Source organism: Ignavibacteriales bacterium (assembly GCA_026390595.1).
In the GTDB taxonomy this organism is placed as follows: domain Bacteria; phylum Bacteroidota; class Ignavibacteria; order UBA10030; family UBA10030; genus UBA9647.
The window spans coordinates 212,572-234,410 of the sequence record JAPLFQ010000023.1 but is presented as its reverse complement, the minus strand read 5'-3'; the positions used below and the strand labels follow the sequence as shown (position 1 = coordinate 234,410).

Here is a 21,839-nt window from a genome sequence, read left to right as displayed (position 1 = left end):
GAAGGGCGCAAAGAAAAGACCTCCAGTTTATTCTCTTGGCGGCTTTGCGTCTTTGCGTGAGCTCTTTTCCGGTTTCCTCGGGATGCAGTCTCTAAGAAACTCGATGCGATCGATAATTCATGCGGTCCTCTTGCTTTTCCTCTTTCTCCCGTCTCTTTCCCGCGGGCAGACCAATCCCCGTTTTGATGTCACCCTCCGGGTTGACTACTCTTCAACGGATGAAATGCTCGATTTCTTCGAGAGGAGAAGCGGCAATGCAGGGAGGGTGGCAGCGCAGAAGGGAAACCAGATCGCTGCGGCCACCAGCCGTCTGCTCGCGCGGACGGTGCGTCCGGTCGATGATTTTGAGCGAGCGCTCGAACTGGCGCGCGACACGTACAACAGCCCGGATGATGTCTACGGTCTGAAGACAGCGGTGACTCGCCTGAGCGAGTTGAAGAAACTGCTGGCGGAGACAAAAAGAAGGCGTCTCGACCGACGCGTAGTTGCGACGATTTCTTCGCTGTTCCCGGCTGATGCGAATGTCTCTGTCTCGATCCCGGTTTTCGTGGTCGCCATGGGGAACGAAAAAGCCGCGGCGTTTGTCCGGCGCGTAGTGTGGAAAGAGAACGTCCCTGTCTTCGTTGGCGGCGATCAGGGAGAACAGGTCATCGTGCTGAACCTGAGTCGGTGTTTGATGCGTGGAACCGGCGTCGAACAGGAGTTCATCCAGGTCTTGAGCATTCTCGCTCATGAATGTTTCCACGCAGTGTATGGCGCATATCGATCCGGTGATCTTGATGCGAACAGTCCTGTGGCGGCACTCGCGAACCTCGTCCACAATGAGGGAATTGCGTACTTTCTTTCGATGGAGATCCGGGACGGAGGGGAGGATCCTCCGCCGCAGTGGTTCGATGTGACCGCCCGCGCTGTGGAAAAGCTCAATGGCGCAATGCTCGAACTCCAATCACCCGGGGTAACACCTGGGAGGACACGGGACCTGATCATGAACTCGAATCTCTCCGGGTCGTTCGAGGGAAACTATGGAGCTACAGCGGGATTGCGGATCGCGTATGAAATCGAAAAGAGATTGGGGCGACCGGCGTTGACGGAGACTGTGCGCAAGGGGGCAGGAGATTTCTTTGAGAAGTACAGCGAGTTGTGCAGGAGAGATAACGATCTTCCGAAGCTCGACAAAGAGGCTCTGCGGGTGTTCGGGCGATAGCTACCAGTTGTCCATGAGTGCTTCACCGTGAGGGTAGGATGCGAAGGCAAGGGAAGAGGGGAATTCCCTGCAAGGCGGGGTTGCTACTTCTTTTTCGATGTCTGCGAAAGCTTCTTGAACCTCTTCAGCTTTCCTTTAATTGTTGCAAGCAGCGTTTCGTCGGAAAACGGCTTGGTGAGATAGTCGTCGACGCCGAGTTCTTTCCCCGTCCGAATCAATACTTCATCCGTCAGCCCGCTGAGAAAAATGAACGGCACATTCTGCAGGTGATCCATCTCGCGCACTTTTTCGTAGAATGTGAAGCCCCCCATGGTGGAGGTTTCCAGGTTGATGTCAGAGATGATCATGTCGGGAGTGCTTTCTTTCAGAAACTTGAACGCTTCGTCCGAAGTGGTAAATGCACGCACGACGTAGTTCGCCTCCCGGAGAATGTCGCTGACGAGGTTGAGCAGTTTCACATCATCATCAACGATTAGCAAGGTGGCAGATTGGCTTGCCGACCGCGCTTCCCAGAGAATTTCAGCTTCAAGCCGATCGGACTCTTCCGTTGAGATGTGGAACCGCTTGCGCATGTCGGCAAGGTCGGAAAACCGTTCCGGAGTGATGGCGCCCGTGGACCAAGCTCCACGAAACGCAGTTCTGTAGGCATCCAATTGAACTCTTTTTGTCAGGTGGCTATGGTCTTGGATGCCAATTCCCAAATGCATGCGAAGCTCTTTGAGCTGTTCTTCCTCGAGGGGCGTAAGGGCACCGTCCTCCCAAGCCCGGGCGAGCTCTTTCTGGTACTGCTCCAGCTGCTCCGGTGAAGGGGTAGCGCTTTGCTGCAGCCTGCGTGCCTCGGTCTCCTTTTTCTGAATATCCGCCTCGAGATCACGCAGCTCCTGTTCAAGTTTCTCAATTGAAGGGCGCGCTTCTTGTCTCACGGGCGGGGATGGGCTCACCCCGGGTGAGTATGCCCGCGCTTGTCTGGCGGCTTCTGCTCTCCGGGCTTCGTCGATCTGACGGATCGCTTCTTCCGCTCTCTTCTTGGCCTCGCCGTCCCGTCTCCTGGCGGCTTCCTCGGCCGCATGCCTGGTTTGCTCCTGCTGCTTGTGCTTCTCGTGCTCCTCTTTCAGGTATGTAATGCGTTCCTCGTAGGCGAAGATGTACACGTTCTTCGGATCGATGTCCTTCGCCTGGATAATCTCCCGCATCGCCTGATCGACCTCGCCCGCCCGGATCAAACGATCCACGCGCTTGAGAATCTCACTCACCGATTTCTTGATGTCATCCCGGGGGGTTAGTTCGCTCATGCTCAGGCCGGTGTTGATGGGGTGTACTCATTGAACCACGGAAAAAGTAAACAAGAGTTGAGGCAAATGCAAGAAAGATGGCGGAGAACCGCTCTCGCATACATCATGCTCTGCGCAACACACAGCAGAGGGGTGTGGGAAACTTCACCTTGCTTTTCTTTTGTGGGTTGTCCATATTGACCGTCAGTCAACGGGCGGCTCTCGGACGCACACAGCTCCACAAGGAAACGACATGACTCAGTCTTCTGCTCTTTCATCGTTGTACCCGGTCAGCAGAGAGCAGGTCGAGGAGTATCAGCGCGGCGGGCATATCTTCCTGCCGAATGTCGCGTCCCGAAGCGACCTCGATGAATATCGTCCGCTCATTCTGGAAATTGTGGATGAAGTTGCCAGGGAGCGGGATCCCCAGGGGCGCATTGCCGATTATGGCAAGATGTTTACGCAGGTGACCAACGTCTGGCGCAAGAGTGAAGCTGTCAAGCGATTCGTTGTTGCGAAGCGCTTCGCCCGCATTGCCGCCGAGTTGATGGGTGTAAGCGGCGTCCGGCTGTACCATGATCAGGCATTGGTCAAAGAACCCGGCGGGAAGCCGACGCCATGGCATCAGGATTTCTATTACTGGCCGTTGGACACTGAGCATACGATCACAATGTGGATGCCCCTCGTCGACGTCCCGCGTGAGATGGGCTCGATGAGTTTCGCGCTCGGTTCGCACCTCAACAGCGCATTCAAACAACTGCCGATCTCGGAAACATCTCAGGCGTACTTCGAGCAGGTCATTCGTGAGCAGAACAGCCAGGTGTGCAGTTATGCGTTGAAAGCGGGGGATGCGACGTTCCATTCGGGCCGCTCGCTCCATTCCGCTCATGCGAACTCAAGCTCCGTTCGGAGAGAAGTCATGACGATTATTTACTATGCCGATGGAACGCGCATTCTGGAGCCCGACAACCAGCACCGGAAAGTCGACATGGAAGTGTTTCACCCGGGGCAGAAACCCGGCGAAGTGGCAGCAAGCGAACTCAATCCGCTCCTCTACTCGCGATCATGAGGAGACGCTCGCGCACCGTATTCCACGCTCAAGGCTGATCGTTCCACCCCCTCGCAAAGAAGCGGTATGATCCCGGTCTCAAACCAAGATAGAACTTCAAGGAACCCGTTATGAAACTTCTCCGCACAATTGCTTTCTGTTCTCTCATACCAGCGGCTGTGCTGGCACAGACCAACGTTGACAAGCTCGTCAAAGCGCTCGATTCCCTCTCGCTCGCATCTTACAATGAATGGAAGGTAAGTCCCGACCTGAAGACCTTCAACCCCATTGGCGATCCCACGAAGCCGGGTTTCGATGATTCCGGTTGGCAGGTATTGAAGCTGAATCAAAACATCTACCCCGACTCCTGCTGGATGCGGAAAGAAATAGTTCTCCCGGCGAAGATCCTCGGTAAGCCGATCACAGGACCGATGAAGTTCCTGGTGTCGGTGGACGATTACGGCCACTTCTGGGTGAACGGCGTGAGCAAGGGCCATTTCCCATGGGACGGAGAATTTGAACTGACGAACAACGCCAAACCGGGAGACCGTTTTCTTATCGTCATCAAGGCGATCAACACCGGGGGCCCGCTCCGGCTTCTGCGCGCGCAGATCGCATCGGACGCGCTGAAGTCCATTCGGTCGATGATTGAGAACCTATCGCTCAGTCTGCGGGTCGGGCAGAAACTGCTGAGTTTCGACACGTACCAGACAAGTTCCAACCAGCGTGTCGATCCGGGAACGGATAAATCAACGATGGACAAAGCGGAGAAGAAGCGCCTCAACGACCTTCTGCAATCGACGGCAGCGAGAATTGACCTCTCGTCGTTGTCCGACGGTCCGCTCGAGAAATTCGAATTCAGCCTGAAGGAGGCGAGGTCGCTGCTCCTGCCAGTCGACGCGTATGCCAAGCAATTCACGATCTACTTTGACGCCAATGCGCACATCGATGCCGCGTGGCTCTGGCGATCACGCGAAACGATTGAAGTGTGCAAGAACACCTTCGCCTCCGTACTCAACATCATGGATGCGCGCCCGGACATGACGTACTCTCAGAGTTCAGCGGCGTACTATGACTGGATGGAACGGCTCTATCCTGATCTTTTCAAGCGCATGGAGCAGCGCATCAAAGAAGGTCGGTGGGAAATCATGGGCGGCATGTGGATCGAACCGGACTGCAACATCCCGAGCGGCGAATCGTGGGCCCGCCAGCTTCTGTACGCGAAGCGTTACTTCCGTCAGAAGCTCGGCGTCGATGTGAAGATCGGCTGGAATCCAGATTCGTTCGGCTACAATTGGAACATGCCCCAGTTCTATCGTGAGGCAGGTATTGACGCGTTTATCACCCAGAAGATTGGCTGGAACGATACAAACGTATTTCCGTACCGCGTGTTCTGGTGGGAGGGGCCTGACGGCTCCCGCGTCCTCAGTTACTTCCCGTTTGATTACGTTAACGAGGTCAAAAACGGCTATCAGCTCGTTGACTGGCTTCGCCAGTTCGAGGCGAACACCGGCATGAGGAAGATGATGGTGCTGTTTGGTGTCGGAGACCACGGGGGCGGTCCCTCGCTCGACATGTTGGAGCGGATCGATCAGTTCAAGAAGCTCGACATTTTTCCGAAGATCGAGTTTGGAAATGCAGCCGACTATCTGGACTGGGTCAAGAAACACAAGGTGGGCGAGCTTCCGGTGTGGAAGGATGAACTCTATCTGGAGTATCATCAGGGGACGTTCACAACGCAGGCGAAGATGAAATTGTACAACCGCTCAAATGAAGTACTCCTGACCGAAGCTGAGAAATTCTCGAGCCTTGCCAGTCTCTCGGGAAGGCCATACAATGCGAACGCTCTTGAAGACGCATGGAAGAAGATCCTCTTCAATCAATTCCACGATATCCTCCCTGGTTCGAGCATTCGAGAGGTCTACATCGATGCGGCCGAAACACTCCAGGAGGCACAGGAAATCGGAAAGTATGAACTGCAGGGATCTCTGCAGCATATTGCCCGTCACATCAATACCGGGGCCATGCGCGATGCGCTCCCTGTGGTAGTGTTTAATCCGCTGTCGTGGACTCGCACGGATATCGTTGCCATGAAGCTTCCCAAGGCAGATGAAACCATCTATGCCGTCTTTGACGAGGCAGGCAAAGAGGTTCCTTCGCAGAGTGTACGGACCGGACGGTACGAGCGGGAGGTGCTCTTCATTGCGCAGAACATCCCGTCGATGGGCTACAAGACGTATCAGTTGAAGAAACAGAAGCCCTCCACCGCTGCGAGCGGTCTGATGGTTTCGAGTGAGAAACTGGAGAACCAGTACTTCGCGGTGGCCCTTGATGAGAAAACAGGATGGCTCAGGAGCGTGATAGACAAACGGAACGGCAAAGAAGTATTGAGCGGCAAAGGAAACGAACTTCAGCTCCTTGCAGATTACCCGAGTGCCTGGGATGCCTGGAACGTGGGCTTGACAGGCGTCCAGTATCCGTCGACATTGAGAAAAGTCGAAGTCATCGAAAAGGGACCGGTGAGGGTGGTCGTGCGGCTGTACCGGGACTACCTCAAGCCGGGAACAAAAAAGGACTTTCCGACCGAAGATTTTCCGAATTCGTTCTTCACACAGGACATTATCTTGTACAGCGGGATTGACAGAATCGACTTCAGGAACGATATCGATTGGTGGGAAGACAAGACCTTCCTGAAAGTCGCATTCCCGGTTTCCGTGAGCGATACGGTTGCGACATACGAGATCCCGTACGGCACGATCCAGAGATCGACGCAGCTCCGGGACAGCTGGGAGAAAGCCAAAGTAGAGGTTCCTGCACGATGCTGGGCCGATCTCTCTGATGGCTCGTACGGCGTCAGCCTCCTGAACAATTCCAAGTACGGATACGACATCAAAGGAAACACTCTTCGTCTGTCGCTGCTCCGTTCCCCGAAGTGGCCCGATCCGACAGCGGACCGGGGAAAGCACGTCATCGAATACTCTCTGTATCCTCACAAAGGAACCTGGCGTGAAGCGAATACGGTTCAGCGGGGGTATGAGTTCAACTATCCTCTCATCGGTATCTTGTCAGACATTCACAAGGGGGAGTTGCCGTTGCAGCAGTCCTTTGTTCAACTCACTCCGGCAAACCTGGTTCTTACGGGATTGAAGAAAGCGGAAGAGGGGGACGCCTGGATTGTCCAATGGTACGACGCGAAAGGTGAGGCATCGACGGCAACCGCTACATTCCCCCGGCCGCCGAAAAGAGTCACACTCTCGAACTTTCTCGAGGCAGACAAGGAAGAGATTCCGCTCGAGAAAAACGCAGTACAAGTCCCGACAAAGAAGTCGTCGATCGTCACGTTGAAAGTGTATTTCTAGAAGTTCAAACAACCTTTGTGAATTGGCGGGTATCTCTGAGGCGTGAGCTGCGTGTTGCTGGCGGCTCACGCCTCGCCGTGATCGGCAACGGATACAGGGGCACTCAATAGAAATGCTCCGAAGGCCCGGTTTTCGCCAAAATGCTTGTGATTTCCCACTAAACTTTTTTGAAGCGGATTTGTCTGAATTCGTAGGAGTTTCGCGGTCGTTAGGCGGCTGTCGGTGTGTGACCGCAATCAACAAATCTTGGCGTGAGAAGAGCTTACTTGAGTGAAAGAACCAGACAGAGATTCTTGTTGTTCGGCATGAATGGATTCGGTAGTCGACAGTCTACAACAAACATCATTGAAAGGGGCGCACGAACAATGATACGAAGGGGAGCAGTATTACTGGTGCTGTTGGTCGTCTGCGGACTGGGGGCAAGTTCGTTTGCCGTTGCTCAGCCGACAATCTCCGGCTTTTCGCTGAACGCCTCTGTGCGTTCTGATGGAAAAGTCCAACTGAACTGGTCCAAGCCGGCAGGGGATTCGGTTCGGTACTATCTTGTCTACCGGACATCGTTGACGACGATTCTCGGTTTCACCCGGATCGATTCGACGACGCGAAACGAATACATCGATTCGCCGCCGGCGACCAACGTTGTGCCGCCCATGTATGTGTACTACGTTGAAGCAAGAATGAACAGCGGCTTCGCGATGAAGAGCAATCTTGTAACGGTCATGCTCAGCATTCCGCGCGTCGACGTTGTTCGCATACTCTCGGAGCCGGTCAAAACGGGAAAGGTGGGAGTTCTATACACATATCGCGTGAAGGCGGTCTCTTCCGATTCGACCGCCAAACTCAAGTACGATTTGTCCTATCGTCCGACCGGCATGACAGTCGATACGACGGGCCTCATCAAATGGACGCCTGACCGGAAGGGTACCTCTACGGTCCAGGTCACCGTATATTCTTCCAAAGGCGGAAAAGCAAGTCAGCTGTTTTACATCTCTGTGACGGGACCGAGCGGGGTCGTTGCCGGAACTGTCAGCGATACGTCTGGCAAGCCGATAGCGAAAGTAACCGTTCGGCTCTATGGCCGCGATCGCGATAACCATTTCGAATATAGTGCTGTGACGGATAACCAGGGTAAGTACTCGATCTCAAAGATCGATTTCGGAACGTACAGCGCCCGGGCAGTGCCGTTGAAGGGCAATTATCTTGAGCAGTGGTATGATGGAGCTACCACGGCCGACAAAGCGAAACCAATAGAAGTGAAAGACACGCTCGTCGTGCCGGTCAATTTCAAACTCAGATCGAAAGCCACGATCCCGATTTTCACTGTGAGCGGGGCCGTTCTTGACTCGGCGAAGAAGCCCGTCAAGGGGGCCTGGGTATCATTTGCAGTGTCTTCTTTCGGATTCAATTCGTCACGACCGGGCGACAATGATTGGTCCGGAGACGACGACAATCGTGATTTGTTCGATCAGGGACAGATGCGATCATTCGGTCTCGGCGTTGTCGGTGCGATGCCCGGTGTCGGTACTCCAATACTTGGAATGGATCCGACTGAGTCATTTGATTTCCGGCTTGATGGCAATTCCATCTATGTCTATACGACCAGGGTCGATTCACTCGGCAAGTACTCCCTCAAACTGCCGCAGGGTTCCTACATCGTTCAGGCTTACGCGTCCGGTTACTATCGCCTGTTCTACAACAATCGGAGCGATTTCCTGTCTGCTGACATCATCAAGGTCCTGGCGGATGCACCAAATATTAATTTTGCCCTGAAGCCGGTTCATCCATTGGCACTCGGCAAGATCAGCGGCTCCGTGGTTGATTCTACAAGCCGCGGAGGAGTGATCTCCCGTGTTCTTGCGTACCGGTTGCGTCCTGTCGGCAGGGATACGATCATAGCTCCGAAGGCATACATGGCGGACACGGATTCGCTCGGCGCATACTCTCTCGCGAACCTCCCGCCTGGAGACTATATTGTGCTGGCAGTTCCGCTTGGCCACTACGTACCGTCGTTCTATAGCGTTCTCGGATCAACGAACCGTTGGAAGGACGCGACTAGGATCAGTGTCGACGGGAACAGCGTTGCAGGTATCACGATCTATGTCGTGCCGATGCTCAGAACCTCCACTGGTTATGCGTCGATCAGAGGGAACGTTACTTCGTCGACGCCGACATCGTTCGGCTCGATGGGAAAACTGAGCGCGGCGGCCGGGATCGAAGGGTCGATGGTCTATGCGGTAGACAACGCAAGCGGTCAGGTGGCGGGATACGGCGTTACGAATACCGACGGGTCATTCACGATCGCCGAGCTTGCACCGGGCTCATACTCCGTGACCGTTGACAAGGTCGAATACTCTGCGACATCAGCAACGGCCACGCCGACGTACGATGCGGTGACAGGCGCGGCTGACGCATCGACTGTCTCGCTGAACATCGACGCTGTTGTCACAGATGTTGCGCAGGAGCCGGGTGTAATTCCTGAGAGCTATGTGCTTGAGCAGAACTACCCGAACCCGTTTAACCCGTCAACACAAATACTGTTCAGCATGCCCAAGTCTGAGCGCATATCTCTGGTTGTCTACAATCTGTTGGGCCAGAAAGTAGCGACACTGGTTGAAGGATTGCTCGAGCAAGGAACTCATGCGGTGACGTGGAACGGACGTGATGCGCACGGCTTCCAGCTTTCTTCCGGTGTGTATTTCTACACGTTGAAGACCGCCAGCTTCGTCGCTTCGAGGAGAATGGTGTTGCTGAAGTAGTTGCGCTTCACGGTCGCGATCGTGTGCTGCAATAGAGCGAAGGTCTAAAGCCGATCGCGCAGATTCACGATCCAACTAGAGTGATGTTTTTCTTCAAAGGGTGTTCGCTGAAACCAGTGAACACCCCTTTTTGTTCGAGAGGGAGGGCGCGTACAAGCTGCGGGATCGAGAATTGACTCTATCTCAGGAGGAACTCCGAGTATTCGCGTTTAGGAGGTGATGTAATCAGATAAGCATTGACAATCTCGGGGGGGGGGGGGTATATTTACTATAGAGTCAAGTGACATCTTCGATGTAATGAGAAAAGGGAGTGATCATGAATACTCTACGCACCACCGCGCTATTCCTTCTGCTAATATCTCCTTCGCTGTTCTCTCAATGGTCAACGCAGACTTCACCTACAGTGTCATACCTCAATGACGTTCAATTCGTCGGACCCCAGACGGGGTATGTCGTAGTCGGGGGAGGGCAACTGCTAAGAACCACCAATGGCGGCGGTCAATGGTCGATGCAAAACTTCAGCAGCGGGCTCAGCATCTCGAAGCTGAGATTCATCAGCACAAGTGTCGGATGGGGGATCGGCTCCACAGCCGGCAAGAGAGGTGTGATCCTGAAGACGGTTGACGGAGGAGCTTCGTGGGCAGTCCAGGACAGCAGCTTTCAGAACGTGTACCCACAAAGCGTATTCTTTGTTGATCCGCAACACGGTTGGGTAGCGAGCTCGGCATCTTCTCCCGATACCGCTGGGCGAATCTACAGGACGGTGAACGGAGGCGCTACCTGGGTACCCGTCGATTTACCGAACATTGCCAGACCAAATGACATTTACTTTACGGATACGCTTACAGGTTTCGCCGTTGGTCAGTATGGAGGAGTCGTGAAATCCACCGATGGCGGGATAACGTGGCGCGAGGTTTATCGAGCTTCGTACTCAGCAAACGGTACAAGCAGTATGACGGAGCCACTGAGACGGGTGGTCTTTGCCGACAAGAACAACGGCTGGGCGGTTGGCGGTATCAGCGGCGTCGAAACCAAAATTCGAACAACAGATGGTGGGGTTACCTGGCAGATTTCGAACCAGACTCCGGGTGGTTCAAGTCTGCAAGGACTCTGTTTCACAGATACCAAGAATGGATGGGCTGTAGGCGGAGTCGTGAGCGGGCCTGTGATCCTGCGGACAACTGATGGCGGAGTCACGTGGGGGAGGCAGACCCATCCCCTTGCTTCCAACACGCGTCTGGTCTTCTGGTCGATTCATATGTACAGCGCTGATGAAGGGTGGGTAGTAGGGGACAGTGGAAAAATTCTTAAGACAACCAATGGTGGCGGCAGTATCCAGGTGTCCGGAATAACTGATCGGGATAACGATGTGCCTCAGGCATTCAGTCTTAGTCAGAATTATCCGAACCCGTTTAACCCGACTACAGTTATTAGCTATGAGCTACCTGCGAATAGCTTCGTGACACTCAAGATATATGACTTGCTCGGTCGCGAAATTGCGACAGTCGTCAATGAGATGGGAACACCGGGAGTGTACACAGCAAGGTGGGATGGAAAGAGTGATCGCGGAGAGTCGCTTTCGTCCGGGGTGTATCTCTACGAGCTGAGGGCCGGGACTTCTGTGATGACGAGGAAGATGGTCCTCCTAAGATAGTATCGACAAAATCGGAAGCAAAGGAGAGAGCATTTGTCCGAAAGGATGAATGCTCTTTTCCGTTTTTAGAGACATTTCGGGGTTTATTTCAAGGCGATTTTTCCTTAGCTTGCGTTACGTATGGGCAAAGAGAATTCGAAAACTGTCATCGGCGTCGATATGGGCGGTACGACCATCAAGGCAGGAGTGGTCCTGCCCGATGGGATGATCCGCTACACCAACAAGTTTCCGACATGTGCGGGCGAAGGTCCGGCAAAGGTTATCCAGCAAATCCGCGCAGCGGTTGAGGATGCCCTTCAACACGCAGATGGAGCGCATATCGAAGGCATCGGGATCGGCTCGCCCGGAGTGGTTGACGATGATGGTGTTGTGAAAGCGCCCCCCAATTTTGTGGATTGGGATGAGGTGCCGCTCAAGAGCGAACTTGTGAACCTCTTTCCGGGCTTCACGATCGGAATCGAAAACGACGCGAACGCGGCGGCCATCGCCGAATCGAAATTCGGCGCAGGAATCCAGTATCCGAATTTCCTTTTCGTCATCTGGGGCACCGGCGTCGGCGGCGGGATCATCCTGGATCACAAGATATTCCGCGGTCCTACAGGCGGCGCAGGTGAAATCGGCCACGTGTCGATCGCCTACAACGGTCCACAGTGCAACTGTGGAAATGTCGGCTGCGTCGAAGCGTATGTCGGCCAGCGTTATCTTTCCCAGCGAACCGCTCAACGTTTGCAGGCTCATCCCGACTCAAAGATTCTGCAGCTTGTCGGTGGTGACATATCGAAGATTGAACCCGTCTATATCTCACAAGCCGCGCACGAAGGGGATCAGTTCGCCCGGGAAGTCCTCATCGAAGCCGGGCAGCTGCTCGGTGTCGCTCTCGCCGGCGTCATGAATATTATGGACCTCAGAATAAGCATCATCGGGGGAGGAATCTCGGCGGCTGGTGACTTCGTCATGAGCGCCGTGCAGGACTCCGTGGCTCAACACGTGCTCAAGCCGCTGCGAAAAGACATTCGTGTTCTTCCCGCCCGGCTCGGCAACGAAGCCGGGCTCCTCGGCGCCGCCGGTCTGGTGATGTGAGTCGGGGCTCCCGGGATGAAACTCCCCACTGAAAAAACACACTTCCTGTTCTTCCTCTTCGTCAGCATTGCCTGCTCCGGTGTGCTGCAGGCGCAATCCGCGCTTCCATCCAGGACTGACACAACCAGGCAATCCGTTCCAGCCCGCGATTCGGTCGCTGGCACAACGTCCGGTGTTGATACCGTCGTAACCTATCTTGCGAAAGACTCGATTGTCTATTCGATGAGCACGCGTGTGATGAACTTGTACGGAAAGAGCGAGCTGAGATATCGCACCATTGGACTCAAATCCGAGAGGGTGGACGTCAACTGGGACAATGCCACGCTGAGCGCTCAGGGGATCCCGGACACATCAGCGAAAGCAGTGAAGAAAATGATCGGCTCACCCGTGATGATCGATGGGGGAGAAACGTATCATGGGTCGCGCATCAACTATAACTTCAAGACACAAAAAGGAAAAATCGGTCTCGGCTCTACTGAAATCGAGCAGGGGTACTATCACGGCGAGGCGATCAAGAAAGTCGATCGGAACGTCCTTTTTGTGGAGGGAGGGCGCTACACGACCTGCGATGCCGAGCACCCGCACTACTATTTCTACTGCGAGAAAATGAAAGTCACCCTGCACGACAAGGTGGTCGCGGAACCGGTGTATCTCTACATCGCAGACGTGCCGGTTTTTGCGCTGCCGTTTGGAGTGTTCCCGAACGAATCCGGCAGGCGTTCAGGCATCATCGCCCCTGCGTACGGCGACGACACGCGGAGGGGTAAATTCCTGAGCCACTTTGGTTACTACTGGGCAATCAATGATTACCTGGATGCGGCATCAACGTTCGACTGGTTCACCCGCGGCGGGTGGCTGAACCGTTCGATGTTCCGGTATGCGCTCAGGTATGATTTTACCGGCTCGGTCTCTGCAAGTTATACAAACCTCCACACCGGAGAAGCAGGTGATCCGGGCCGGACGGAGCAGAAGGAATACAACGTTCAGATCAATCACAATCAGCAGATCGATCCCACAGCGCGGTTCGATGTGAATTTTTCTTTTTCGTCCGGGAGTTTTTTCAGGACAACCAGTTCGAATCTCAATGAAATCCTGCAGCAAAATATCGTCTCGACCGCGACGCTCGCCAAATCGTGGGAGGAGGGAAGTCGCAGCCTTTCAGTGAGCCTCTACCGCGACCAGAATCTCTCGAGCGGCAACATCCAGGAGCGATTTCCCACCGTTTCTTTCAGCCAGGCGCAGTTCTACCCGTTCAGGCCTTCTTCCAAGCCGGGGGCGACGTTCGGCGATCAGGGGGCCGATTACACCTGGTATCAAATGATCGGAGTGAACTACAATGCGCAGGGAGAACTGAGGCGCTCGAAGCTCTTTGTCCAGGTGGGCACCGATACTGTTGAACAGAACGATACCCGGGCAGGCGTTCGGCATACATTTGCGATCAACGCGTCTCCGAAGGTCGGTCGTTTCTCGATAGCGCCCTTCATCAACTATGACGAACGGTGGTACAACAAGAGTTATGAACAGCGATTTGAGAAGGTAGATGGGCGCGACACGCTGATTGAGCGTGATCTCAGCGGGTTCAAAGCAGTGAGGACGTTTTCGGCGGGGCTCTCGGCTTCCACGCGCTTTTTCGGCATCGTGCAACCCCAGGTTTTCGGTGTCACGGCTATCCGTCACACAGTCACGCCGAGCCTGACGTTCAACTATACGCCCGATTTCTCCGATCCTCAGTTCGGGTACTACGGATCCTATGTCGATACAAGCGGCCGGACGATTCGATATGACAAGTTTCAAAAAGAACTTTATGGAGGAGCGCAGGCCGGACGCATGGAAGCCCTCAGCCTGAGTGTTGGAAACCTCTTCGAGATGAAAGTCAGGTCGACGGATACCTCACAGCAGGAACAGAAGATACAGCTGATGAATATCGGCGCCGGCATCTCCTACAATTTCGCGGGAGACAGCCTGCGGTTGTCCCAGTTGAGTCTCTCGTACCGGACCGATATCGGCAGTCTCCTGAGCTTGAGCGCCAGCACCACCCACGAGTTCTACGCCTTCGATCCGGTCGCCAAGACACGCGTCAACAAATTCCTCGCGTCATCGGGGAAGTACTGGCCCGATTTGACGAGCGTATCGTTTTCCGCATCGACGTCATTAAGCGGGGAGAAGAACCAGTCTTCATCCAGTTCTGGCGCTCCTCCAAAAGTCACACAGGAACAAGAACGGGCCTCGGGACAAATCGCCCAACCAGTCCAGCCCCGCACGTTCGCCGGCTTGTACGACACCGAATCGCCCGATTTTAGCATTCCCTGGAACCTGACGCTCAGCTATTCATTCTCACAAACGCAGAGTGACCCATCTGTGAAATCGCGCAGTTCATCAATGAACGCAAACCTCTCGTTCAATCTCACGGAAAAATGGAAGTTCACAGCAAGCGGGACCTATGACTTCGTGCGGAAAGAGTTCGCCGCGCCGAGCGTGACGGTGTACAGAGATCTCCACTGCTGGGAAATGAACTTTTCGTGGTTTCCGATGGGATTCTATCGGGGTTACAGGCTGGAGCTTCGCATCAAAGCGCCGCAGCTGCAAGATTTGAAGGTGACGAAGCAGGGGAGTGCGAGAGGGACGTATTAGTAGCAAAAAAAGTGAGTGGTTAATTGGTTAAATGTTTTGCCCCCAATTAACTCTTTACGCTGATTTTCTTTCTTCGTAGAGATAGATCGGCTCTTTCGACTTGACGATCGTGTCTTTCGTGATGATGCACTTTGACACGTTCTGGCGCGACGGGAGCTGATACATAATATCGAGCATCACGTCCTCGACAATCGCCCGCAGCGCACGGGCACCGCCTCCGCGTTCGACCGCCTTTGTGACGACCGAAGTCAAGGCAGCGTCCTCGAATTCCAGATCTACGCCTTCCATCGTAAAAAGCTTCTTGAATTGCTTGACCAGTGCGTTCCGTGGTTCCGTCATGATGTTCAGCAGCGCGGTCTCGTTCAGCGAATGAAGCGTTGCTACGACCGGCAGACGCCCGACGAATTCAGGTATGAGACCGTATTTCAACAGGTCATCCGGCTCAACTTGTGAAAGATACGTGTCGGCCGAGCGGGTCTTCTTTCCGTGGAGATCTGCGCCGAAGCCCACGGGGTTCTGACTGACGCGTCGTTCGATAATCTTGTCCAGCCCTTCAAATGCGCCGCCGCACACGAAGAGAATATTCTTCGTGTTAAGGTTGATCAGGCTTTGTTCCGGATGTTTTCGCCCGCCTTTCGGAGGCACGCCGGCGACGGTTCCTTCCAGAATCTTGAGCAGCGCCTGTTGCACGCCTTCCCCCGACACGTCGCGTGTGATGGATGCGCTGTCGCTCTTGCGGCTGATCTTGTCGATCTCATCGATGTAGACAATCCCGCGTTCAGCTTTCTCGATGTTGTATTCGGCATTCTGTAGCAGATACACAAGAATCGTCTCAACGTCATCGCCGACGTAGCCAGCCTCGGTCAGCGTCGTCGCATCTGCGATGGCGAACGGTACATCCAGAATGCGGGCAAGCGTCTGGGCGAGAAGCGTTTTTCCTGTACCGGTGGGACCGATGAGCAAAATATTGCTCTTGTCAATCTCCACTTCATCCAGATTATGAAGATTATCGTTTGAGTCGATGCGCTTGTAGTGGTTATACACTGCCACGGCCAGAGTCCGTTTGGCGTGTTCCTGGCCAATCACGAACTCGTCAAGAGCTTTTTTGATTTCGACGGGAGTCAGCGTGCCACGGCCGGTCTGCTTCTTCGCGCTGATGGCAGCCATGTTGTTCCGTATGATATCGACGGAACTCGAAACGCACAGATCACATATATAGACGTCCGGTCCGGCGATGATGCTGTTGACTTCGTCAGACGAACGTCCGCAGAACGAACAAGTGATCTTTTCCCCCTGTTTTGGCTTCTGGCTCATAGCGCAACCGACATTCTAATACCCGATAATGTTCAAAAGTTCTGTTGCCGTTGGACGGCTACTTCTCTTTTTTCGCGTCCCCTGTCCGTTTGATCAGGATGTTGTCGATCAAGCCGTAGTCAGCTGCTTCCTGTGCTGACAGGTAGTAGTCGCGGTCTGTGTCTTTCTCAACAACGTCCACCGGCTTGCCGGTATGTGCTGAGATAATTTCGTTGATCCGCTTCTTGGTCTTGAGGATTTCCTCGGCCTGAATACTGATATCGGACGCCGTTCCCTGGACGCCTCCCCACGGCTGATGAATCATCACACGCGCGTTCGGGAGTGCGGTCCGCTTTCCTTTCGCTCCGCCCGTCAGCAGGATTGCCGCCATGCTTGCGGCCATGCCAATACAAATGGTTGAAACCTCAGGCCGAATGTACTGCATCGTATCATAAATCGCAAGGCCGGACGTCACACTGCCGCCCGGGCTGTTGATGTACACGTGAATGTCTTTGTCCGGATCTTCGGATTCGAGGAACAGCAATTGTGCAATCACCAGGCTCGCGATCGTGTCGTCGATCGCCGTGCCGATGAACACGATCCGCTCCTTCAGCAATCGTGAATAGATGTCGTACGCTCGTTCTCCCCGACCGGTTGTCTCTACAACAATTGGAACGAGCTGGTTGTAGACCTCAAATTTCGATGCACTCATGGAGCGTTCTATCCTTTCACAAGTTGGCTTGGCAGCGTCTTGTCATCAACTTCTTTGATCTTGGTGCTGCTGATCAGCAGATCGAGGAGCTTGTCGCCAACAAGGCGATCCCTGATCTGCTCAGACGATTTATAGTACGCGATTAATCGTTCCTTATCAATCCCAATTTTCGGCGCCTCCCGTTCGGCGAGCTCAACAAGAGCCGCATCATCGATGGTCAGGTTCTCCGCCTTGACGATTTCCTCCCGAAGCAGCGCCCACTTGGCCTGGAAGATGGCATACGCCCGGTTCTCATGGAAGAACTTTTCGACGTCGAAATCGGCCGGAAGCTGTTTATTGGGATACTGTCCCTTGATCTCTTCGAGCAGGTTTTCGAGCACGCTGCGAATCAACGACTCCGGCACCTGGAACTCGTGCACCCGGATGATCTCGCTGACGACAGCGTTTACGAGGCTGCGCCGGTTCTTTTCCTTCCAGTAATTCTCCAGGTCCTCCCGGATTCCTTTTCGGAATTCTTCCAGCGATGCGACCTTCTCTTTTGTGATGGTTTTCACGAACGCGTCGTCCAGCTCGGGGAGCACCACCTTTTCGACCTTCGTCACTTTCGCCTTCATGTTCACTTTGTGGGTGTGCTCTTCGTGCTTGTGCTCGAATTTGATCTCATGCTCGTTTCCCTTCTGTGTGGCCTGGAGGGCATCCTTGAAGGGTTGTTCCAGCTGAGGGTCCGCAAGATAGAACCTGGCGCTGTCGGTCTTCTTGCCGATGATGGGGAATCCGGTATCGTCGAACTCCTGAAGTTCGGCGGTGACGACGTGTTCGCTGTCGGTCACCTTTTCGACTTCTTCACGTGAGCTGTTGACTTTCCTGACTCGCACGAGTTCGTCTTCCAGTTCATCGTCGGTTACCGTGTGCACCACGGCCTCGACGGAAAGACCCTTGTATTGAGTCAGGGTGATCGTCGGCCGGATATCGTACTGGATTTTCACCCAGTACCGCTGTCCGCGGTCGTACTTCATGTCGGTCAGCGTCGGATCGCCGATCGGCTTCAGGTCCTTTTCTTTCACCACTTTTCGGTAGAGCTCGCCGGCGAGCTTTTCAAGGTATTCATGCTCGATCATCTCTCCGTAGAGTTTCTTCACGAGTTCAACCGGGGCTTTCCCTTTTCGGAATCCCTTGATGTCGATTTTCGGACCGTACTCACGATATGCTTTATCAAAATAGGGCTGCGCTTCATCGGCACTGATTTCAAGTTCAACCTCTCGTGAGACCTCGGTAAGCGTATGAATGGTGACTTCCAAGACAACACTCCTTTCTAACGATTTGTACACATCCGCCTCGGTGCGCGACCAAAGGCGGGCATCGCGATGGATTTCTCTAGATCTACAGTGAAGCTCTGTGGACAGGCAACCCCAATGGGTTACAACATCCAGCAAGTACGCGTGGGGACGGAAGGACTCTCCGACTGAAGCGGATCAGCCTCCCGCTGAGAATCTCCCGTAGGTACCCCTATCTCGCAAGACTCCAGTGGGCAGAGGGGGATTTGAACCCCCACGGGTTACCCCACTAGCTCCTAAGGCTAGCGCGTCTGCCAATTTCGCCATCCGCCCTTGAAATGAAAAAAAATCCTCAAAGGTCCAACCGTTTTGAGGATTCATGAACGAGCACAATATACGAAGAATCACGAAAACAAAAAAGGCAGGTCACCGCCCCGCTTTCTGCAGTTCGTCCAGCTTCTGAAGGGATTCCACTGCCTCCAAGCGATGCGGGTCAATGAATATTGCCTTGTTGTAATAGTCCCGCGCTTTCTGGTAGTCTTTGGCAGTCTGGTAGGCGAGTCCGAGCTGCACGTTGGTCTGGTAATTGCTCGGGCTGAGCTCGAGCGCGCGCTCGAATTGCTTGATCGCCTGCGGTAGGTTGCCGTCGCCCAGATACGCGATGCCCAGGTTGATGTTTGTCTCCCAGAAATCGTTTCCAGTGCTGAGGGCGCGCGAAAGGACTCCGATCATCGCCTTGAAATTGCCAGTTCCCTGATAAAGAGTCCACGCCTCGCGATAGGCGCTGAGGTACATCGAATCGATTTCGTAGGCACGTTCGAAAAATGATCTTGCCCGGATCGGATCGCCTGTCCGTGCATACAATCTGCCACACAAATACGCCGGATATGCGCAATCCGGTCCCACCCGGAGCGCCGCCGTATAGCGATCGCTCGCCAGGTCTTTGTCTCCGGCTTTCTCTGCGGCTGCCGCTTCTCCGAGTATTGACATAAGATCGGATCGATTTGCCCGCATACGGAGGTTGATCAGTGCCCGCATGTTGTCGAATCGACGCGAAAGCTCCGCATCATAGCACGTGCGAAAGACCAGGCGGATGGCATTGAGTGCAGCGGGATATGCCCCGCTATAGTACTCCTGTACCGCTTTCAGCATCTGATAGAACGGAAGCGGGAAGGAGGCGGTGTCCTTCTGGAGGTTTGTCAGGAATCCCTGCGGCAAGGGGGGGAGTTTTTTCTGGAACCGTTCGCCCGCCTGACGGATGAAGATGTCGTATGATTCCTGCAGGTTGTTCTTCTGAAGAAGCGCCAGTGCCTCCGGTGTGAGGCTCACAGCGAGGGGGCGTGATGTCGTGTCAGCAAAATCGAGCGACGAAAACGCGTAAGCCAGAATCTCGATGATACGCTCAAATTGCGGGCCGTTCTTGCCAGTGGCGGCTCCATCACTGATCCACCGGACCGTCACATCGTCTTGCGCCCGCTGCAGAGAATCACGCGTCCCCTTGACGCGCATGAGAACATCGTTTGCATGATCGATGATCTGCCGCACCGTTGTATCACGCGCGCTGATTTTGAGCGGTACGCTCGGCAGTGAATCGAGAACAAACTGGACCTGTGGTGTGAATTGATCGATCTGGGCGATTCGATCCTTCAGGGGGGTGGTGGTTGCCCGCGTCGTTGAGAGGAACGCAGCCCACATGTCGTTCACAACGGCTTCGAAGGTGCGCGCTCGACGATCACTGAGTTCCTTCGACTGAGGAAAAATCTGGAGGGAATCGGCCCGTAAGAGCCGCTCGTACATCGCTATCGCATCGCGATATCTTTTCTCGCTCACAATTCTTTCGGCCGCCTGGAGTGCCTGCGCAAGCGTGGAATACCCGGGCCAGTATTCCTGAGGGATGACGAGCTCGCCTTTGCTGGCCGTTCCATCCAGCCCGAACTGGACTGTGAACGGTTTGTACAGTTTCAGATCCTTCGGATAGCCCACGAGGATCGATGTCCCCGCTGCGTCAGTGATAATATCACTCTTCCATCCAATCTGCAGCGTGAGACCGTTCTGAAGAAGGACGAGTTTGGGAAGCTCTTCCTGCAAGAAGTCCGCATCGAGGGACCAATCGCCGGCGGGTTGGAGGAGAAATGTGTAAAACTGTCCGGCGTTGACGCTATCGCTCGAGAGCGGAATCGTGCGGTCGCGGTTGGACAGTTCAAACTTCGCAAATCGCTCGCCTTTCAGACCGAAGAGCTTCGACTCCCGCACTTTCAGCTGTGCGGAGATGCCTTGCGCACGCAGAACATCCGAACCGGCCAGAAAGAATAAACAAATACAAAGGATCCGAAGGATTTTCACGATGGGGTTGTCTCTCGAGATGTTTAGACGCCGGTGAGAAAGCGATACCGTAAGTGCCGTGAATATAGAAAAAGGGGTTTCCAGATGCAAGAAACGAGAAGGGCATTCGGGCTCACTCGGTCTCAGAACGAGCCATCGTCATGCTGCCGCTTGTTCCATCGGTCGATTGCCCGATGGCCTGATTGCAGAGGATTTCCGCGTTTCACCCGGCTTGCTTTTCGGTTCCTGTTTGCTGATATTCTTTCGCATTTCAAGGCGTGTGTTCTGCCCCAGGGGACTGACGCGCCGCATGGTACTGAGACACCAGCGTTGTTTTCTCCGCTTTCGTATGATCACTCACGACATCAAGAAAGTTTCGCGCCGCTCATGGACCGTACCGCAGGCCTTCCAGTTCTGCGAACGCCTGACGCACGATCACTACGAGAATTTTCCTGTTGCCTCCGCGTTGGTGCCGAAGGACAAGCGACAGCATATCTACTCGATATATTCCTTCGCCCGCATCGCCGATGACTACGCGGACGAACCGGGCTTGACGACGGCAGAGCGGATCGACAGTCTCGGTGAATGGGAAGAGCAGCTGATCGACGCCTATCGCGGTCACGCCCATCACCCGGTCTTCATTGCATTGCGTGAAACCGTGGATCGATTCGAAATGCCGCCCGAGCTTTTTCAGAACCTTCTGCGGGCGTTTCGGTCAGACGTGACAACACATCGGTACGAGAGCTTCGAGGATGTGCTGGCGTATTGCGAGAATTCGGCCAATCCCGTGGGCAGGCTGATTTTGCTCCTTTTCAACTATCGCAGCGAATCGACGCTGGAATTGTCGGATTCTGTTTGTACGGCACTGCAATTGACGAATTTCTGGCAGGATGTTTCAGTTGACTTGCAGAAGGATCGGGTGTACATTCCATTGGATGACATCCGGGAGTTCGGGTACTCTGAAGAGGAACTCTTTCAACGGAGACTCACTCCCGCCTTCGAGGATCTGATGTGCTTTCAGGTTGACCGTACCCGGCACATGTTCGGGGAGGGGAGACCGCTGCTGACCGAAGTTGGCAGGGACCTGCGCATGGAACTCCGGCTTACGTGGAACGGGGGATCGCGCATCCTGCAGAAAATCGAAAACCTGGAGTACGACGTGCTTTCCCGTCGCCCGACGTTGTCGTTGTTCGACAAAGCGACGTTGTTGATCTCATCATTCGCAGGATAATTCT

Annotated in this window: 13 protein-coding genes and 1 tRNA gene; 8 read left to right on the top strand and 6 right to left on the bottom strand. The window is 54.3% G+C overall.

Annotated features, from left to right (window positions below):
- The first annotated feature begins 103 nt into the window (after positions 1 to 103).
- Complete coding sequence (locus NTU47_13205) at positions 104 to 1,204, top strand: hypothetical protein (GenBank protein ID MCX6134764.1); 1,101 nt, start codon at positions 104 to 106, stop codon at positions 1,202 to 1,204.
- A gap of 83 nt (positions 1,205 to 1,287) precedes the next feature.
- Here the strand turns inward: NTU47_13205 and NTU47_13200 are convergent, their stop codons facing one another.
- On the bottom strand, positions 1,288 to 2,496 hold the full coding sequence (locus NTU47_13200; protein ID MCX6134763.1) for a response regulator: 1,209 nt from the start codon (positions 2,494 to 2,496) through the stop codon (positions 1,288 to 1,290).
- 232 nt (positions 2,497 to 2,728) lie between these two features.
- On the opposite strand from NTU47_13200, the gene NTU47_13195 reads away from it, so the two are divergent.
- The 6 genes from NTU47_13195 to NTU47_13170 all read left to right on the top strand — a co-directional run bounded on the left by NTU47_13195 (position 2,729) and on the right by NTU47_13170 (position 15,003).
- Complete coding sequence (locus tag NTU47_13195) at positions 2,729 to 3,544, top strand: phytanoyl-CoA dioxygenase family protein (GenBank protein MCX6134762.1); 816 nt, start codon at positions 2,729 to 2,731, stop codon at positions 3,542 to 3,544.
- 110 nt (positions 3,545 to 3,654) lie between these two features.
- Complete coding sequence (locus NTU47_13190) at positions 3,655 to 6,882, top strand: glycosyl hydrolase-related protein (protein ID MCX6134761.1); 3,228 nt, start codon at positions 3,655 to 3,657, stop codon at positions 6,880 to 6,882.
- A 365-nt stretch (positions 6,883 to 7,247) separates the two neighbouring features.
- On the top strand, positions 7,248 to 9,638 hold the full coding sequence (locus NTU47_13185) for a carboxypeptidase regulatory-like domain-containing protein (GenBank protein MCX6134760.1): 2,391 nt from the start codon (positions 7,248 to 7,250) through the stop codon (positions 9,636 to 9,638).
- A 316-nt stretch (positions 9,639 to 9,954) separates the two neighbouring features.
- Positions 9,955 to 11,292, top strand: a complete 1,338-nt coding sequence (locus NTU47_13180) for a YCF48-related protein (protein MCX6134759.1) — start codon at positions 9,955 to 9,957, stop codon at positions 11,290 to 11,292.
- A gap of 120 nt (positions 11,293 to 11,412) precedes the next feature.
- Positions 11,413 to 12,372, top strand: coding sequence for an ROK family protein (locus tag NTU47_13175; protein MCX6134758.1), 960 nt, complete (start codon positions 11,413 to 11,415; stop codon positions 12,370 to 12,372).
- A gap of 15 nt (positions 12,373 to 12,387) precedes the next feature.
- On the top strand, positions 12,388 to 15,003 hold the full coding sequence (locus tag NTU47_13170; protein ID MCX6134757.1) for a putative LPS assembly protein LptD: 2,616 nt from the start codon (positions 12,388 to 12,390) through the stop codon (positions 15,001 to 15,003).
- Positions 15,004 to 15,057: 54 nt separating this feature from the next.
- On the opposite strand, the gene clpX is transcribed toward NTU47_13170, so the two are convergent.
- The 5 genes from clpX to NTU47_13145 form a co-directional block, all read right to left on the bottom strand.
- The gene (gene clpX / locus NTU47_13165) at positions 15,058 to 16,317 is read right to left on the bottom strand and encodes an ATP-dependent Clp protease ATP-binding subunit ClpX (GenBank protein MCX6134756.1); all 1,260 of its coding nucleotides are present in this window, start codon (positions 16,315 to 16,317) and stop codon (positions 15,058 to 15,060) included.
- A 58-nt stretch (positions 16,318 to 16,375) separates the two neighbouring features.
- Positions 16,376 to 17,008 carry an ATP-dependent Clp endopeptidase proteolytic subunit ClpP gene (clpP, locus tag NTU47_13160; GenBank protein MCX6134755.1) on the bottom strand — a complete coding sequence of 211 codons (633 nt, stop codon included), beginning with the start codon at positions 17,006 to 17,008 and terminating at the stop codon, positions 16,376 to 16,378.
- An 8-nt stretch (positions 17,009 to 17,016) separates the two neighbouring features.
- Positions 17,017 to 18,306, bottom strand: a complete 1,290-nt coding sequence (tig, locus tag NTU47_13155) for a trigger factor (GenBank protein ID MCX6134754.1) — start codon at positions 18,304 to 18,306, stop codon at positions 17,017 to 17,019.
- Between the two features lie 227 nt (positions 18,307 to 18,533).
- A tRNA-Leu gene (locus NTU47_13150) sits at positions 18,534 to 18,615 on the bottom strand.
- Between the two features lie 93 nt (positions 18,616 to 18,708).
- A complete protein-coding gene (locus NTU47_13145) occupies positions 18,709 to 20,625 on the bottom strand; it encodes a tetratricopeptide repeat protein (protein MCX6134753.1) in 1,917 nt (638 codons plus the stop codon).
- Between the two features lie 289 nt (positions 20,626 to 20,914).
- Between NTU47_13145 and hpnC the strand changes: the two genes are divergently transcribed.
- A complete protein-coding gene (gene hpnC / locus NTU47_13140; GenBank protein ID MCX6134752.1) occupies positions 20,915 to 21,835 on the top strand; it encodes a squalene synthase HpnC in 921 nt (306 codons plus the stop codon).
- Positions 21,836 to 21,839: the final 4 nt, after the last annotated feature.

Bases quoted from the DNA above. Each gene is read 5' to 3' on its own strand.
- NTU47_13180 (MCX6134759.1), top strand. From the start codon at position 9,955: ATGAATACTCTACGCACCACCGCGCTATTCCTTCTGCTAATATCTCCT.
- NTU47_13175 (MCX6134758.1), top strand. From the start codon at position 11,413: ATGGGCAAAGAGAATTCGAAAACTGTCATCGGCGTCGATATGGGCGGT.
- NTU47_13200 (MCX6134763.1), bottom strand. From the start codon at position 2,496: ATGAGCGAACTAACCCCCCGGGATGACATCAAGAAATCGGTGAGTGAG.
- NTU47_13205 (MCX6134764.1), top strand. From the start codon at position 104: ATGCGATCGATAATTCATGCGGTCCTCTTGCTTTTCCTCTTTCTCCCG.
- hpnC (MCX6134752.1), top strand. From the start codon at position 20,915: ATGGTACTGAGACACCAGCGTTGTTTTCTCCGCTTTCGTATGATCACT.
- NTU47_13190 (MCX6134761.1), top strand. From the start codon at position 3,655: ATGAAACTTCTCCGCACAATTGCTTTCTGTTCTCTCATACCAGCGGCT.
- NTU47_13185 (MCX6134760.1), top strand. From the start codon at position 7,248: ATGATACGAAGGGGAGCAGTATTACTGGTGCTGTTGGTCGTCTGCGGA.
- clpX (MCX6134756.1), bottom strand. From the start codon at position 16,317: ATGAGCCAGAAGCCAAAACAGGGGGAAAAGATCACTTGTTCGTTCTGC.
- NTU47_13195 (MCX6134762.1), top strand. From the start codon at position 2,729: ATGACTCAGTCTTCTGCTCTTTCATCGTTGTACCCGGTCAGCAGAGAG.
- clpP (MCX6134755.1), bottom strand. From the start codon at position 17,008: ATGAGTGCATCGAAATTTGAGGTCTACAACCAGCTCGTTCCAATTGTT.
- NTU47_13170 (MCX6134757.1), top strand. From the start codon at position 12,388: ATGAAACTCCCCACTGAAAAAACACACTTCCTGTTCTTCCTCTTCGTC.